The 12,920-nt window shown below is 59.9% G+C and carries 12 protein-coding genes and 1 tRNA gene; 8 read left to right on the top strand and 5 right to left on the bottom strand.

Translation table 11 applies throughout. The features are described from left to right. Window positions 1–118: 118 nt before the first annotated feature. Entirely contained in the window at window positions 119–706 is a 588-nt protein-coding gene (locus FIU93_RS02580) for a glutathione S-transferase family protein (RefSeq protein WP_152507473.1), read from the bottom strand. A gap of 783 nt (window positions 707–1,489) precedes the next feature. Continuing rightward, window positions 1,490–1,579 (bottom strand) — tRNA-Ser (locus tag FIU93_RS02575). A gap of 685 nt (window positions 1,580–2,264) precedes the next feature. Between FIU93_RS02575 and FIU93_RS02570 the strand changes: the two genes are divergently transcribed. From FIU93_RS02570 to pabB, 5 genes are all read left to right on the top strand, one after another. Then, window positions 2,265–2,579, top strand: coding sequence for a hypothetical protein (locus tag FIU93_RS02570; protein ID WP_145903647.1), 315 nt, complete (start codon window positions 2,265–2,267; stop codon window positions 2,577–2,579). 181 nt (window positions 2,580–2,760) lie between these two features. Next, window positions 2,761–3,426 (top strand): peptide-methionine (S)-S-oxide reductase MsrA, encoded by a 666-nt coding sequence (gene msrA, locus FIU93_RS02565; protein ID WP_162493105.1) that lies wholly within the window; start codon window positions 2,761–2,763, stop codon window positions 3,424–3,426. A gap of 296 nt (window positions 3,427–3,722) precedes the next feature. After that, a complete protein-coding gene (locus tag FIU93_RS02560; RefSeq protein WP_022999673.1) occupies window positions 3,723–4,046 on the top strand; it encodes a hypothetical protein in 324 nt (107 codons plus the stop codon). Beyond that, window positions 4,043–5,554 carry a methyl-accepting chemotaxis protein gene (locus FIU93_RS02555; RefSeq protein ID WP_152504752.1) on the top strand — a complete coding sequence of 504 codons (1,512 nt, stop codon included), beginning with the start codon at window positions 4,043–4,045 and terminating at the stop codon, window positions 5,552–5,554. Before FIU93_RS02560 ends, FIU93_RS02555 begins: the two co-directional genes overlap by 4 nt. 202 nt (window positions 5,555–5,756) lie before the next feature. After that, window positions 5,757–7,613: an aminodeoxychorismate synthase component I gene (gene pabB / locus FIU93_RS02550; protein ID WP_152504751.1), complete on the top strand. Its 1,857-nt coding sequence runs from the start codon at window positions 5,757–5,759 to the stop codon at window positions 7,611–7,613. Window positions 7,614–7,646: 33 nt separating this feature from the next. On the opposite strand, the gene FIU93_RS02545 is transcribed toward pabB, so the two are convergent. Beyond that, complete coding sequence (locus FIU93_RS02545) at window positions 7,647–8,291, bottom strand: nucleotidyltransferase family protein (RefSeq protein ID WP_152504750.1); 645 nt, start codon at window positions 8,289–8,291, stop codon at window positions 7,647–7,649. A gap of 192 nt (window positions 8,292–8,483) precedes the next feature. Here FIU93_RS02545 and FIU93_RS02540 point away from each other — a divergent pair, with 192 nt between their 5' ends. The 3 genes from FIU93_RS02540 to FIU93_RS02530 all read left to right on the top strand — a co-directional run bounded on the left by FIU93_RS02540 (window position 8,484) and on the right by FIU93_RS02530 (window position 9,713). Then, entirely contained in the window at window positions 8,484–8,801 is a 318-nt protein-coding gene (locus FIU93_RS02540; RefSeq protein ID WP_035908077.1) for a hypothetical protein, read from the top strand. A gap of 48 nt (window positions 8,802–8,849) precedes the next feature. Then, window positions 8,850–9,170 (top strand): hypothetical protein, encoded by a 321-nt coding sequence (locus FIU93_RS02535; protein WP_022999678.1) that lies wholly within the window; start codon window positions 8,850–8,852, stop codon window positions 9,168–9,170. 204 nt (window positions 9,171–9,374) lie between these two features. After that, window positions 9,375–9,713, top strand: coding sequence for a hypothetical protein (locus FIU93_RS02530; protein WP_145915833.1), 339 nt, complete (start codon window positions 9,375–9,377; stop codon window positions 9,711–9,713). 57 nt (window positions 9,714–9,770) lie between these two features. Here the strand turns inward: FIU93_RS02530 and pheT are convergent, their stop codons facing one another. Beyond that, window positions 9,771–12,188: a phenylalanine--tRNA ligase subunit beta gene (pheT, locus tag FIU93_RS02525; protein WP_152504749.1), complete on the bottom strand. Its 2,418-nt coding sequence runs from the start codon at window positions 12,186–12,188 to the stop codon at window positions 9,771–9,773. Window positions 12,189–12,246: 58 nt separating this feature from the next. Beyond that, a complete protein-coding gene (locus FIU93_RS02520) occupies window positions 12,247–12,900 on the bottom strand; it encodes a hypothetical protein (RefSeq protein ID WP_022999681.1) in 654 nt (217 codons plus the stop codon). Window positions 12,901–12,920 lie beyond the last annotated feature (20 nt).

Here is a 12,920-nt window from a genome sequence, read left to right as displayed (position 1 = left end):
CATGCTGCGCGCCGGCCCGCCACACCACCCATCCACTGCTGCGTTATCTACCTCACTTCCAAGGCCCACTTAGGGGACTTGGCTGCCATCTACATTGTCGCGGGCAACGTCTGCTTTCTCACTTCGACGAGGCTTGCTGGAACACCTCGTACTGCGCGTCGAATGCTCGCTTGTAGGCGGGTCGCTCTGCCGCACGCGCGATGTAATCCATAAAGATTGGATACTCTTCCAGTATGCCCGATCCCTCTAACCTGCGGATCGCGTGAACCATAAGGATATCGGCTGCGCTGAAAGGTCCGGCCAACCAGGTCGGCTCTCCCAAGGCGGCGGCGAGTTGATCCAGCCGTGTTCGGATGCGGTCATCGACCATGGCGAACCGTTCCGCTTGCCAACTCTTATCGGCCTCGAAATACTTGACGTAGTCGCGCTCGATGATCGGAGGCTCAACCGTGTTCAGGGCAGCGAACATCCAGCTTATCGCCCGTGCGCGTCCTGCTCCATCGCCGGGCAGCAGGCCAGCGTGACGCTCCGCGATGTGGAACACGATGGCCCCAGATTCGAACAAAGCCACGTCACCGTCTTCATAGGTTGGTATCTGACCGAAGGGCTGGAGGGCGAGGTGCGCTGGCTGCTTCAATTCTTTGAAAGTCACCAGTCGCACATCATAGGACTGGCCGGCTTCCTCAAGCGCCCAACGGACACGCATATCACGCGCAAGGCCGACACCTTTGTCGGGAGATGATTTGAATGCGGTGATGGTGGGCACGGGTTCTCCAACGCGAATTTTGGATGGGTGCGTTTAAGAAAAGTCTCTTACAAAGCTGACTTTGCTGCAAAATGCAGCATTGGTCAAAGCGGGCTCCAGGCAGCCTTTCGCCGTCGTGACGCGCCTATCCCTACCTCGTGGTGCTGGTCGACACAAACGGCCGAATCCGGACATTCACCTTCGATTGGTTCAATGGCGGCTTCGCGGCCCCACATAGGTCGTTTAGTTCCGTATGCAAGTTTCCCTGAAGCAGACATAGGCAGCGCAACTCCTGTCGGGAATTGATTTGAATTCCAGCAGCTAACATTCGATGTCTTTTAAGAGGTAAGCCACTTAGGAAGTGTTGTACCTCGAACCATTGAACAATACGCCGTTCGTGTATTTGAGGCCGCTGTCACAAGCGACTGTAACGACGGTCGCGGTCGGTCCGAGTTCTTTGGCGAGCTCGATTGCTGCCAGCACGTTTATTCCAGTCGACGTTCTCTTCGCTCGCCAGACGCTGACATACAACGCGGGCCTGGCCTCCGGCACGCTGCGTGCGTCTTGGTTGCCACCTACGCCTCAGGCGATAAGCAGCGATGCTTCAGGTTGCAGCGGAAATAGCGAGGCATGAGCATAATTTGGACAGATTGTGGAATGACCGGGCCTGCCATGGCCAGAATGATGGGTTGAGCGATAGGCCAACCTTAAAAACAAAAAATTTCAATGTCTTGGAAAGAGAAATGGCGGACAGAGAGGGATTCGAACCCTCGATACGGTTGCCCGTATACACGCGTTCCAGGCGTGCGCCTTCAACCACTCGGCCACCTGTCCGTCGCAAGCGTCACCCGCTTGAGTGGGGCGCAATATACCCATGGCGCGATCAAGTGCAAGCACTTGAACAAGTTTTTTTTTCGGTGCCTCGCCGCTGTGGATTGTCGAGGGGTTGCGGGGCTCGGGCGAGCTGCAAAAAACGGCTGTAACGTGCCATGCAGCCGGCAATGCCTGGGCCGAAAAAATCTTTCCTGTCGTGGCAGTACCAAGGCGGTTTGTCTGCGGCTGGAGGCTGGCCGGGCGCATGTGTGGCCGCGCAGAATCAGCGTCTGGTGTTTTCGAGGGTCGAGAGACGTCTCGCCGGCAAGATCATGGCACGGCTTAGTCTCTGTGCGGGAAGATAACCTCGCTTGGGGTTCGGCGTTGCGATAGGTCGGGGAAACGAGGCGGCCACAGTGTGACACAGGTCTGAGCAGGCGGCTTTGTGCCTGCGTATTGGGGAAATGCTGCACTGCAACTAACGCGCTACCTGAATTTATTTCGAAGCATTTGAAACGAAAGCACTTGCGAAAGCAGGGAACCAAAGTCACAAGAATGTGTTGAATATCAAATCTTGTTCCTGCGCGGGGTGATATTACCCTAAAGGAATGCTCAACATCCGGCGGCTACTATTTGAAGGCCTGACTGGTGCGAGCGCTCCGTTTAATATTTTGGCAAAGCTGAAAGCAAAGCGATGATCAGTGTTTTGAAGTTTTTATTCCGCATCCTCGGCTACGGCTTTGTCGCCGTCGCCATTATTGCCGGCATTTCCGATGCAAGTTCTTCCATTGCCCTGTCCGAAATCCGCCTGGCCCAGCTTGGCCAGGTCTGGCAGAACCTGTCGCCTGCCTCTCTCGAAATGGCGGAAGCCCACATCGTGGCGTCTTTTGACCCGACGGTCTGGCAGACCCTGAAAGAGACTGTCCTGACCTGGCCGGTCTGGGCGGTCTTCGCTCCGATCGGCCTGGCGCTGCTTTGGCTGGGAGCCAAGCGCCGCAGCCAGCGTGCGCTTTACGCCTGACGCGGCTTCTTGCAGCATCAGACGAGGTGTCGCAAAACGGCAGTTTCCGCTCACACGCGAACACCGTTGCGTGACGGGCCTCTTGGAAAGCGGGCGCAGCTGCGCCACATTAGCTCCTGAAATAAGCCGACTGCTTCCCGGGATCCTCGAGAGGCCATGTCGGCATGTGTGGGAGAAAGCCATGTCGTTCATGACGATGCTGACCAAGAAATTTTCGCTGCCGGCCAAGGACGAGGCCCTGCCGGGGCGTTCCGAGGCGATCCGGCCGGCTGAGCCGCATTTCGTCAACGGGCGACCGCTCGCAGGCCCCTATCCGGACAACATGAAAACCCTTGTGGTCGGAATGGGCTGCTTCTGGGGCGCTGAACGCCTGTTTTGGCAGCTGCCCGGTGTCTATGTCACCGCGGTCGGCTACGCGGGCGGATATACGCCCAACCCGACCTACCATGAAACCTGCACCGGGCGCACGGGCCACACGGAAGTGGTCCTGGTCGTTTATGACCCGGCGGAGATTTCCCTCGGAGATCTTCTGAAGGTCTTCTGGGAAAATCACGATCCGACCCAGGGCATGCGCCAGGGCAATGATACCGGTACCCAGTATCGCTCGGCCGTCTACGTGAGCGAAGGCGACGACCTTGCCGGAGCCGAACAGTCGAGGCAAGCCTATCAGGCCGCCCTGAAGGCCGGTGGCGTGGCAAGCACCATCACGACGGAAATCCGGGAGCTGGATACCTTCTATTTCGCCGAGGATTACCATCAGCAGTATCTGGCCAAGAACCCGGCCGGCTATTGCGGGATCGGCGGCACGGGCATTTCGTGCCCGGTCGGGCTGGGCCAGACCGCCTGACGGCTGTCCGATCGCGAGCTTGGTTCCGGTTGAGTTCAAGACGGGGCAGTGCCAGTGACGGCGCTGCCCCGTCTTTTTGAATTCTTCGGCTCTTGAGGCCGGCAGTGTCTCAGTCGTTTCCTTGCCAGGGTCGCCCATATTGAAAGCCAGCTGTCGCGGGTCAAAAAAGTCAGAATCTATATAAGTACAATTTCGTAGATAGCTTATATCTTTCAATACTCTAGGGAAGTTTCAGGCTTTTTTAAATTTGCGCTGCGAGGATTGACCTGACGCATGGGCGTTTAAGGATCGACTTCGTGAGCCGTTCGGCAAAAATTTTTGCAACCGGATACTTCCTGGCCAGCTGCCTGTTGATGCTCGTCGGCTCGTTGATGCCAGCGCGCGAAGGGCCGGTCGCGGTATTCGCATGGCCCTGGGGTGAAAGCGCGGTCAGTGTCATCGCCAGATCGGGTGGCCCGGTACTGTTCGTCGGGGACAGAAGCTGGGTGGCGCTCACCGAAGCCGGTGAACAACAGTCCATCGCAAATCTTTACCGGTCAGGCGCCGGTTTTGTGGCGTCTTCCTTCATCGCGCAAGCCTGTGCGCGATTGAGCGGTGTCTCCCTGGAGCAGTTGAAATGAACGGTGTGGAAATGTCTCAAGCGGATCAGATGTCGGGTCAGCTTTCCGGTCTGGACCAGTTTCGGCAGAAGTTTGCGCGGATGCTGATCCATTTTATCTGGGTGAATGTCTTCCTGGTCATGGGAACGGCCTGGTGGGTTGGCTATGTTTCGCTCGTGGCGGTTTGCGGGGCAGCCTTGCTCCTGGGCGTTGCGGCCACCGGTACATGGATCAAGTTCGGAGCCGGCGTCGAAACGCGCCTTGCCACCTCCATGTCCCTTGCCGGGCTGGTTGCCCTGTTCGTGGCCGCTCTGGCGACACCGGATGGTCAGATCACCTATCAGCTCGACGCACATATGTATTTCTTCGCCGTTCTGGCGATCCTGGCCAGCTGGGTCGACTGGCGGGCGCTGGTTGCCTATGCAGCCGTCGTCGCCGTGCACCACCTTGTCCTGAATTTTGCCATGCCCTGGGCCGTGTTTCCTGGTGGGGCGGATTTCAGCCGCGTGGTCTTTCATGCGCTTGTCGTGGTTGCGGAAGTCGGTGCACTCTGGTGGATGACCGACAGCCTGGCACGAGCGTTTGCCGCTTCCGACAAGGCACGCGAGGAGGCCGAGGCCGCTCGCGCCCAGGCAATGGTGCTGCAGCACCGGACCGCTGAAAATGACGAAATGGAGCGCGCCAAGCAGAAGGTCATCAACGAACGCATCATGGCGTTTGAAAGTGACATCGCTGCCAAGCTGGACGGTGTCGGCCTGAAGGTGCGCGAAATGCGGGATGCCGCAACCGAGCTGGGCACCGTTGCCGAAAACACCTCGTCGCGTGCAGGCTCCGTATCGGATGCGTCCGAAACGGCGTCCTCAAACGTGCAGATGGTTGCTTCCGCCGCAGAAGAGCTGTCGTCCTCGATCGCGGAGATTTCGCGCCAGGTCGAACAGACCACCGGCATCGTCAACCGGGCGACGGAAAATGCGCAAACCAGCAACAGCAAGGTCGCGGGCCTTGCGAATGCGGCCAATCGGATCGGCGAGGTCGTCACGCTGATCCAGGCGATTGCCGAACAGACCAACCTTCTGGCTCTCAACGCCACCATAGAGGCGGCCCGCGCGGGCGAAGCTGGCAGGGGCTTTGCGGTTGTTGCTGCCGAAGTGAAGGATCTGGCGACACAGACGTCCAAGGCAACGGAAGAAATTGGCGCCCAGATCGCGGCGATCCAGGCGGAAACCAAGGACGCGGTGGAATCCATCGGAGTGATTGCGACGACGATGGACGAGGTCAACAGCTATACGGCCGCCATTGCTGCCGCCGTTGGTGAACAAGGCGCGGCGACCCAGGAAATCTCGCGCAATGTGGCGGAAGCCGCGGACGGCACGGGCCGGGTTGCCAACAACATCGACGGTGTGCGGGAATCTGTCGAACGCACCAGCCACTCGGTCGGCTCCATGGTCGAGGCGGCCGAAACCCTCGATCTGGAGACCCAGGACATGCGCCGGGCAATCACCGCCTTCCTGAAGGATGTCGCGGCCTGAGAGTACGGCCGCAACAGATCGTGATCTTCTGAAACCGGCGGCCAGTCCGCCGGTTTTTTCGTTCTTGGGGTGCTCTCCTGTCCTGCATGCTTGACCTGATGTCGCTTGAATGCCATGAGCCGCCCCTAACGAACCAGCGTAGCGAATGAAAACGTGCCACGCTGGCAGCATTCTTCACCCTTGCGGACACTGACGCCAAACGATGCCTGCATCCTCCTTCGCGCCCGGAACGGTCCTGCTGCTGGACCTGTTGAAGCAGCGGTCTGCGCTGTTGTTTCAGGCGCCGGATGAGGTGATCACTTGCTCCCGGCTTGAGGAGGTTCAGGGCTGCCTCGAACAGCTTGAGGCCGCCCAGACGGACGGGCGCCATGCGGCAGGCTACCTTGCCTATGAACTGGGTTTTGCCTTCGAGGAAAAGCTGCGGCAACGGTTTCATCAAACAGAAGAGCCGTTGCTCTGGTTCGGGCTGTATGGTGCGCCGGCGGAACTGGGTCTGAACGAAGCCAAAGCTATGCTGGAAAGCGTGGCTGGCGACGGCGAGGCTGCCATCGGCAAGCTGGAGTTCGATATGGACAGGGCCGCTTACGATACGGCCTTTGCCCGCGTCCGCGACCATCTGGCGAAGGGCGACATCTATCAGGTCAACCTGACCATGCGCGCACGGTTCCGGCACCAGGGGGCTCCGGAACGGATCTTCCAGACCCTTCTGCGTCGCCAGCCGGTGGAATTTGCCGCTTTCCTGCGTCTTGAAGACCGGACGATCCTGTCTCTCTCGCCGGAACTCTTCCTGGAGCGCCGGGGCACCTGCCTGCGGACTAAACCCATGAAGGGCACCGCGCCCCGAGGGCGTTACGCTTCCGAGGACGCCACGATTGCGCGCACGCTCTCAAGCGATCCCAAGCAGCGGTCCGAAAACACCATGATCGTCGACCTGATGCGCAACGACCTTTCACGCATCGCCGACACTGGCACGGTCAAGGTGACCAAACTGTGCGAGGTGGAGCGCTACCAAAGCCTTCACCAGATGACCTCGACGGTCGAAGCTGAAGTTCCCGATGACGTCGGCTTTGCACGCATCGCCGAACATCTCTTCCCCTGCGGTTCGATCACGGGAGCGCCGAAACTCAGCGCCATGCAGATTGCCCAGGATCTGGAAACCGGCCCGCGTGGCGTCTACACCGGTTCGATCGGCTATCTCGCGCCTGGAGGCGATTTCCGGCTGAATGTCGCCATCCGGACGCTGGTGCTGCGAAACGACGGCAGCGGAGAAGCCGGAAGCGGGTCCGGTGTGATCTTCGACAGTGGCGCGTCTCCCGAATACGACGAATGCGTCTTGAAACTGAGGTTCATGAGTGAAGATACGCCCGGCTTCGATCTGATCGAGACGCTGGCTTATCACCCGGGCGACGGCTATTTGCTTCTGGAACGGCACATGCAGCGCCTGCAGGCCTCAGCGGCCTATTTCGGCTTTCCTTACCGCGAAGAAGACGTGCGTGAGGAGCTTCTGCAGCATGTTCGCACCTTTGCCGGTTCCAGGCGTGTGCGGCTGTTGCTGTCGGCGGATGGCGGCATTTCGGTCACGTCGACGGATCTTCCGCCGGCCGCTCAGGACGCCGTTTTCAATCTGGTGATTGCGCAAGAAACCACTTGGTCAACCGACAGGTTCCTGTTCCACAAGACCACCAACCGGGCCTTCTACGATGACACGCGCCAGCGGTATCAGGCGGAAACCGGTTGCCAGGAGGTGCTGTTCCTGAACGAGAACGGCTATCTCACCGAGGGCAGCTACACCACTCTTTTCTTGAAGCGGAACGGCAGCTTGCTGACGCCTGCGCTTCGTCACGGGCTTCTCCCCGGCACCTTCCGGGCGGGGCTTCTGGAACGTGGTCTGGCAAGCGAGGCAGACCTTACGCTTCAGGATCTGCAAGAGGCCGAGGAAGTCTACGTCGGCAATTCCGTGCGCGGTCTGATACGCGCTCGCCTGCTTTCGGAACAAGCGAGTGGTTCGTGGCACATGGAAGCCGGGCAACACAATGAAGCCACCCGCAAGGCAGGGTGATAACCGGTACGCTAAGAGAGCAGCGCTGACATCTCAGGCATTGTCCCAGGGAATGACTGTCAGCTCCGGCCAGAGGGCCTTCATCCGGGCCGCCTTTTCCACATAGGTTTCCGGGTTCGGCTGTGTGTAATTGGGCACCAGCCGCATGCCGAACAGGTTGGCAAGGCCGAAAGGCGCATGCAACACCATGCGCCCGTCCTCTTCGAGCCGTGCCGCCACCGAATGGGTGCGCGAGGCATAGGTCGTCAGCGAATCCATGGCACAGTCGAGAGGGCGGTATGGCCTGCCGAAACGGCTCTCGTACCACAGGTGGACACGAGCCTGATTTCTCACTTCCAGAAGGCTCGCCAAGTCGGGCAGGGCCTGGTTGACCTTGCCGATAACAGCGTCCTCAGCCTCATAGGATAGATCGGTTCCGTCGAAATAGATGATGTCGAAATCCTTGATGCCGTGCACCAGGGGGCGGTTGGTGAGGACGTTCCAGACAGTCTGGTAGATACCGCCCGACACCAGCCAGGCATCAGGAAGGGCAAGGTTGCGGACGGTGGTCAGGATTTCCATCACATGAGGCACGGTCCTGAGGATCTGCTCAAGACCTGCCAACCGCGTCTCCTCGCTGGCCGCATAGGGATCGCCCAGCCTTGCGTCGCGTACATCCATCTGCAAATCGGCGGTCATTTCCGGATCCTCTTTTCGCGAAGGGGCAACCTATCCGATTCTCAAGGTATCGCGCGCCGTGCATGATGAGGACCATGCATGCGAATGTGTCCTCCGCAGATACGCGCGCTACCGGATGAGGGGCACCGACTTGACATGAAGCAGGTAGGCGCCATCTCCTTCGGAGACGTTTGGTTTTTTCAGGAATTGCCGATGTACCTCTTGCCACGCACACAAATGATCGCCGCACTGGCCGCTTGCGGGGCGGTGCTTGTCACCGCTCTGCCATCCGCGGCCCAATCCGGACGGCCGAATTCCACCGCCATGTCCTGCGGGCAGGTCCAGTCCATGATCAATCAGCGTGGGGCCGTCGTGCTCAGCACCGGGCGCTATACGTTCGACCGGTATGTGGCCAACCGGAGCTACTGCCAGCATGGCGAGGTCACGCGCCGGGACTACATTCCAACGAGGGACAATGCGAAATGCTACGTGCTTCGCTGTATCAATCCCCAACCCTGGCGGTATGACTGAGCCGTATCCGGGGCGGTTGCCCTCCCGGACCTCAACAGGAGACGTCATGTGACCCGACTTTCCAGAAACGCATGTTTCGGCTTCCTGGCGTTTACCTGGCTCGGGGGCACTGCCGCCGTAGAACCGGCCATGGCCCAGGCCGGGCGTCCGGACACGCGTTCAATGACATGTGCCCAGGCTCAGGAACTGGTCAGGAAAAGCGGCAGCATCGTCCTGACGACCGGCCAGTCGACCTTTGACCGCTTCGTTGCAAACGGTAGTTATTGCCGGCCGCAAACGGGGCAGGTCCGTGCGAAATTTGCTCCCACGCGAGACAACCCGCAGTGCTCCGTCGGCTACAGGTGTTTCCAGAACCGGACGCAGCGGTAAACGGGATCCTTCTGCAAAAACAGGATAAAGAGGCACAAGTCTTAACCGCCTTGCAGGCTTTTCTTGCTATTTCATGCGCGGACGGGGCAGCGCTGTGTTGCATTTGGAAACCGTTTCACAAATATGAAATACGGATTACCTACTGCTGGAAATCATAGCCATTTAATACATGACTTCGCCTGAATACTCAGGAAAGGCCTTGCGATGAACGAGAATAATACAAGAAAACAACTGTTAATTGCGAAGTCCGCACTTCAGGCAGGCCTGTTTATGTGTGCGGCTCTTGTCCCTGTGCTGCAGGCGGAAGCGCAAACCCGGCGTCAGCCCGATACCACGCAACTGACCTGTGACCAGACGCAGGACCTGATCAAGAGATTCGGGGGCATCAATCTGAAATCAGGCCCTTACAAGTTCGACCGGTTCGTCGTCGGCCGGAACCAGTGTTTCTCGGGCCAGACGGTGCGCCCGACATTCGTGCCGACCAAGGACAACCCGAAATGTTCCGTCCTTGTCTGTGCAGAGATGGGGCAGGCCCGCCAGTAAAAAGGCCGCGCGATGGTGTTCGCGCAGCCTTTTTTTCCCGTCTTGTGAAACGCCGGCTCAGCCTCTCAGCGTGCCACCGGTTGCCTTCTCGACATTGGCAATGATCTTCTTTGCCACGGCGTCGATTTCCTCGTCCGTAAGGGTCTTCTGACGCGGCTGCAGTGTCACGTCGATGGCGACTGACTTCTGGCCTTCCGGCACACCCTGACCTTCGTAAATGTCGAATAGCGTGACATCGCTGATCAGCGTCTTTTCCGCGCCACGAGCCGCTTTGAGCAATGCCTCGGCCGAAATGTCCTTGCCGACAAGGAACGCGAAGTCGCGTTGAACCGGCATGAGGCCACTGACATTGAGGGCACCCTTGGAACGGCCACCCTTGCCCTTGGGTTCGGGCAGCGCATCAAGGAAGATCTCGAATGCGACCAGCGGTCCTTCGATGTCGAGCAGCTGCAGCGTGCGCGGATGAACTTCACCGAACACCGCCAGAACGTTTTTCGGGCCAAGCTTGAGACAGCCGGACCGGCCCGGGTGGAACGTTGCCGGGGCATCTGCAGACACCATCAGTTTGTCTACCGGTGCGCCAATGGCCGCCAGCGCTGCTTCGGCGTCCGCCTTGGCGTCGAACACGTCGACGGCCTGGGAAACACCCGACCAGTGCCGGCCGGAACCCTGAAGCTTGGCAGACCCGCGGCGCACGCCGGTTGCGACCATCTTCTGGCCTTCCGGAGTATCGTTCTCGAACACCTGACCGACTTCGAACAGGGCGACGTTTCCATAGCCCCGGTCGGCATTGCGCTGTGCCGCCAACAAAAGGCCCGGAAGCAGGCTCGGGCGCATGTCGGACATCTCGCTGGAAATCGGATTGGCCAGCGCAAGCGCAGCGCTGCCGCCACCGAAGAGTTCAGCGTGATCCTTGGCAATGAACGACCAGGTAACCGCTTCATTGAAGCCACGGGCGGCCAGTGCCCGGCGCGCCTTGTTGCGGCGGATCTGTCCGGTGGTCAGCACCTTCTGGCCGACGGTACCGGTGCGCGGCAGTGGTGTGAACGGAACACGCTCCAGACCGATGATGCGCACAACCTCTTCCACGAGGTCGGTCTTGCCTTCAATGTCCGGTCGCCAGCTGGGCGCGGCCACCTTGACCGTGTCACCGGCGCCTGAGATCCAGAATCCGAGCGACTTCAGGGTGACGTTTGCTTCAGCAGGCAGAACATCGACGCCGGACAGGCGCCTGATTTCCGAATAGGGGAAATCGATGATGTTGCTGGTATCCGGCACGGAACCGGCCTGCACCGTTTCGGACGGCTCGCCGCCGCACAGGTCCATGACCATGCGCGTGGCATATTCCAGACCCGGCATCATGTAGTTGGGATCGACACCACGTTCGAAGCGATAGCGTGCGTCCGTATTGACGCCGAGCTTGCGCCCGGTGGCGGCAATGTCGTCCTCGTCCCAAAGGGCGGATTCGATCAGCACGTTGACAGTCTCTTCCGTGCAGCCGGAAGGCTCGCCACCCAGGATGCCACCGAGACTTTCAACGCCGTTGTCGTCGGAAATGACGCAGATCGTGTCATCGAGCTCGTAGCTCTTGCCGTTGAGGCCGTCGATCTTCTCGCCCTGCTTGCCGCGGCGGACAACCAGATTTCCGTGAACCTTGTCGGCGTCGAACACGTGCAGCGGCCGGCCCTGATCGAAGGTGATGTAGTTGGTCATATCGACGAGGGCGTTGATCGGGCGCAAGCCGATGGCGGTCAGGCGGTCTTGCAGCCATTTCGGCGAGGGACCGTTCTTCACACCCTTGACCAGGCGCAGGCCGAAGGCCTTGCACATCGGCTTGGTGTCGCCGAAATCGAGCGTCACGTTGACCGGGCAGGGGAAACTGCCGCGAACCTGTTCGTTGCTGCGTTCCTTCAGCTTGCCGAGGCCGGCTGCGGCAAGATCACGAGCAATGCCATATACGCCGGTACAGTCCGGGCGGTTCGGCGTCAGGCCGATTTCGATGACCGGCTCATCCAGGCCGGCCCATTCGGCATAGGCCATGCCGACCGGCGCATCCGCCGGCAGGTCAATGATGCCGTCATGTTCGTTGGAAAGTTCCAGCTCGCGCTCCGAGCACATCATGCCGAAGCTTTCCACGTCGCGGATCTTGCCGACGGAAAGCGTGACATCAAGGCCGGGAACATAGTCGCCCGGCTTGCCGAGCACGCCGACAAGGCCGGCGCGGGCATTCGGCGCACCGCACACAACCTGCACCGGGTCGCCCTCGCCGGTGTCAACCTTCAGGACGCGCAGCCGGTCGGCATTCGGGTGCTGTTCGGCTTCCAGAACCTTTGCGATTCTGAACGGCTTCAGGCGGTCGGCGCGGTTGGTGACTTCCTCGACTTCCAGTCCGATCAGGGTGAGACGTTCAACGATCTCTTCCAGGCTGGCGTCGGTTTCCAGATGCTCCTTGAGCCAGGAAAGGGTGAATTTCATCTTTCGATCTCTTCAAACTTGGTGCGGTCTCAGGACCGCGAAACGGGACGTGGAGGCCTCAGTTGCCGAGCCGGTCCACTTCGGGAATGATGGTCGCAGCGCCGTAGTTTTCGGCAAAGCGGCGGCCGATGTCGGAAAAGTCGCGGGTCCAGCCGCGCACGATCTCCGGCGTGATCTGCTGTTTGGTGGCAATCGCCTGGGCAGCTTCCGTCTCGATCCGGTCCCGCAGGATGCCGAGTTCGACCTGGGCCGCATATTCGGCCCGGTACTTGCCGAGCCAGCCCATGGCGACAATCAACACCATCACCAGGAGGGCCGCGGTGCTGGTCAGGCCGGCCCACTTGGCGGTACCGCCGATCCGCCGGTCGCTGGCGATCAGAACGATCGAAGCAATGGTCAGGAACGCCACGATATAGATTGCCTGCAGGAAGCTCTGGTACTTTTCGGCCGAGCTTGCCTCGTGGCCGGCACGTAGACGCGTGATCCGGTCACGGAGATAAAGCAGCGCATCGGCTTCGGTGCCCAGCTTCTCCCGGAAGTAGGTGTCGCAGAACCGCAGCCGGCCCCGGTTCTCGATCTTGTCCGCGCAGGCCTCGAGGAACGAGGTCGGTGTCGCGACGCGTGTTTCCTGGTCGCTGGTCTGCGCGGCTGCCGGCAACAGGGCGGCAACGGTCAGCATGGCGGCAAGAACGATGCGGATCAGCAATGACATGATGGCGCCCCCAAATTCAG

Origin of the sequence: Labrenzia sp. THAF35 (genome assembly GCF_009363595.1) — a bacterium.
Taxonomy (GTDB): Bacteria; Pseudomonadota; Alphaproteobacteria; order Rhizobiales; family Stappiaceae; genus Roseibium; species Roseibium algicola.
The sequence above is the reverse complement of the archived record's forward strand: the minus strand, read 5'-3'. Positions and strand labels throughout refer to the sequence as shown.

What these genes read in the sequence shown, in the direction of transcription:
- FIU93_RS02580 (WP_152507473.1), bottom strand. Translation starts at nt 706, where the DNA reads ATGCGTGTCCGTTGGGCGCTTGAGGAAGCCGGCCAGTCCTATGATGTG.
- msrA (WP_162493105.1), top strand. Translation starts at nt 2,761, where the DNA reads ATGTCGTTCATGACGATGCTGACCAAGAAATTTTCGCTGCCGGCCAAG.
- FIU93_RS02555 (WP_152504752.1), top strand. Translation starts at nt 4,043, where the DNA reads ATGAACGGTGTGGAAATGTCTCAAGCGGATCAGATGTCGGGTCAGCTT.
- pabB (WP_152504751.1), top strand. Translation starts at nt 5,757, where the DNA reads ATGCCTGCATCCTCCTTCGCGCCCGGAACGGTCCTGCTGCTGGACCTG.
- FIU93_RS02545 (WP_152504750.1), bottom strand. Translation starts at nt 8,291, where the DNA reads ATGACCGCCGATTTGCAGATGGATGTACGCGACGCAAGGCTGGGCGAT.
- FIU93_RS02540 (WP_035908077.1), top strand. Translation starts at nt 8,484, where the DNA reads ATGTACCTCTTGCCACGCACACAAATGATCGCCGCACTGGCCGCTTGC.
- FIU93_RS02530 (WP_145915833.1), top strand. Translation starts at nt 9,375, where the DNA reads ATGAACGAGAATAATACAAGAAAACAACTGTTAATTGCGAAGTCCGCA.
- pheT (WP_152504749.1), bottom strand. Translation starts at nt 12,188, where the DNA reads ATGAAATTCACCCTTTCCTGGCTCAAGGAGCATCTGGAAACCGACGCC.
- FIU93_RS02520 (WP_022999681.1), bottom strand. Translation starts at nt 12,900, where the DNA reads ATGTCATTGCTGATCCGCATCGTTCTTGCCGCCATGCTGACCGTTGCC.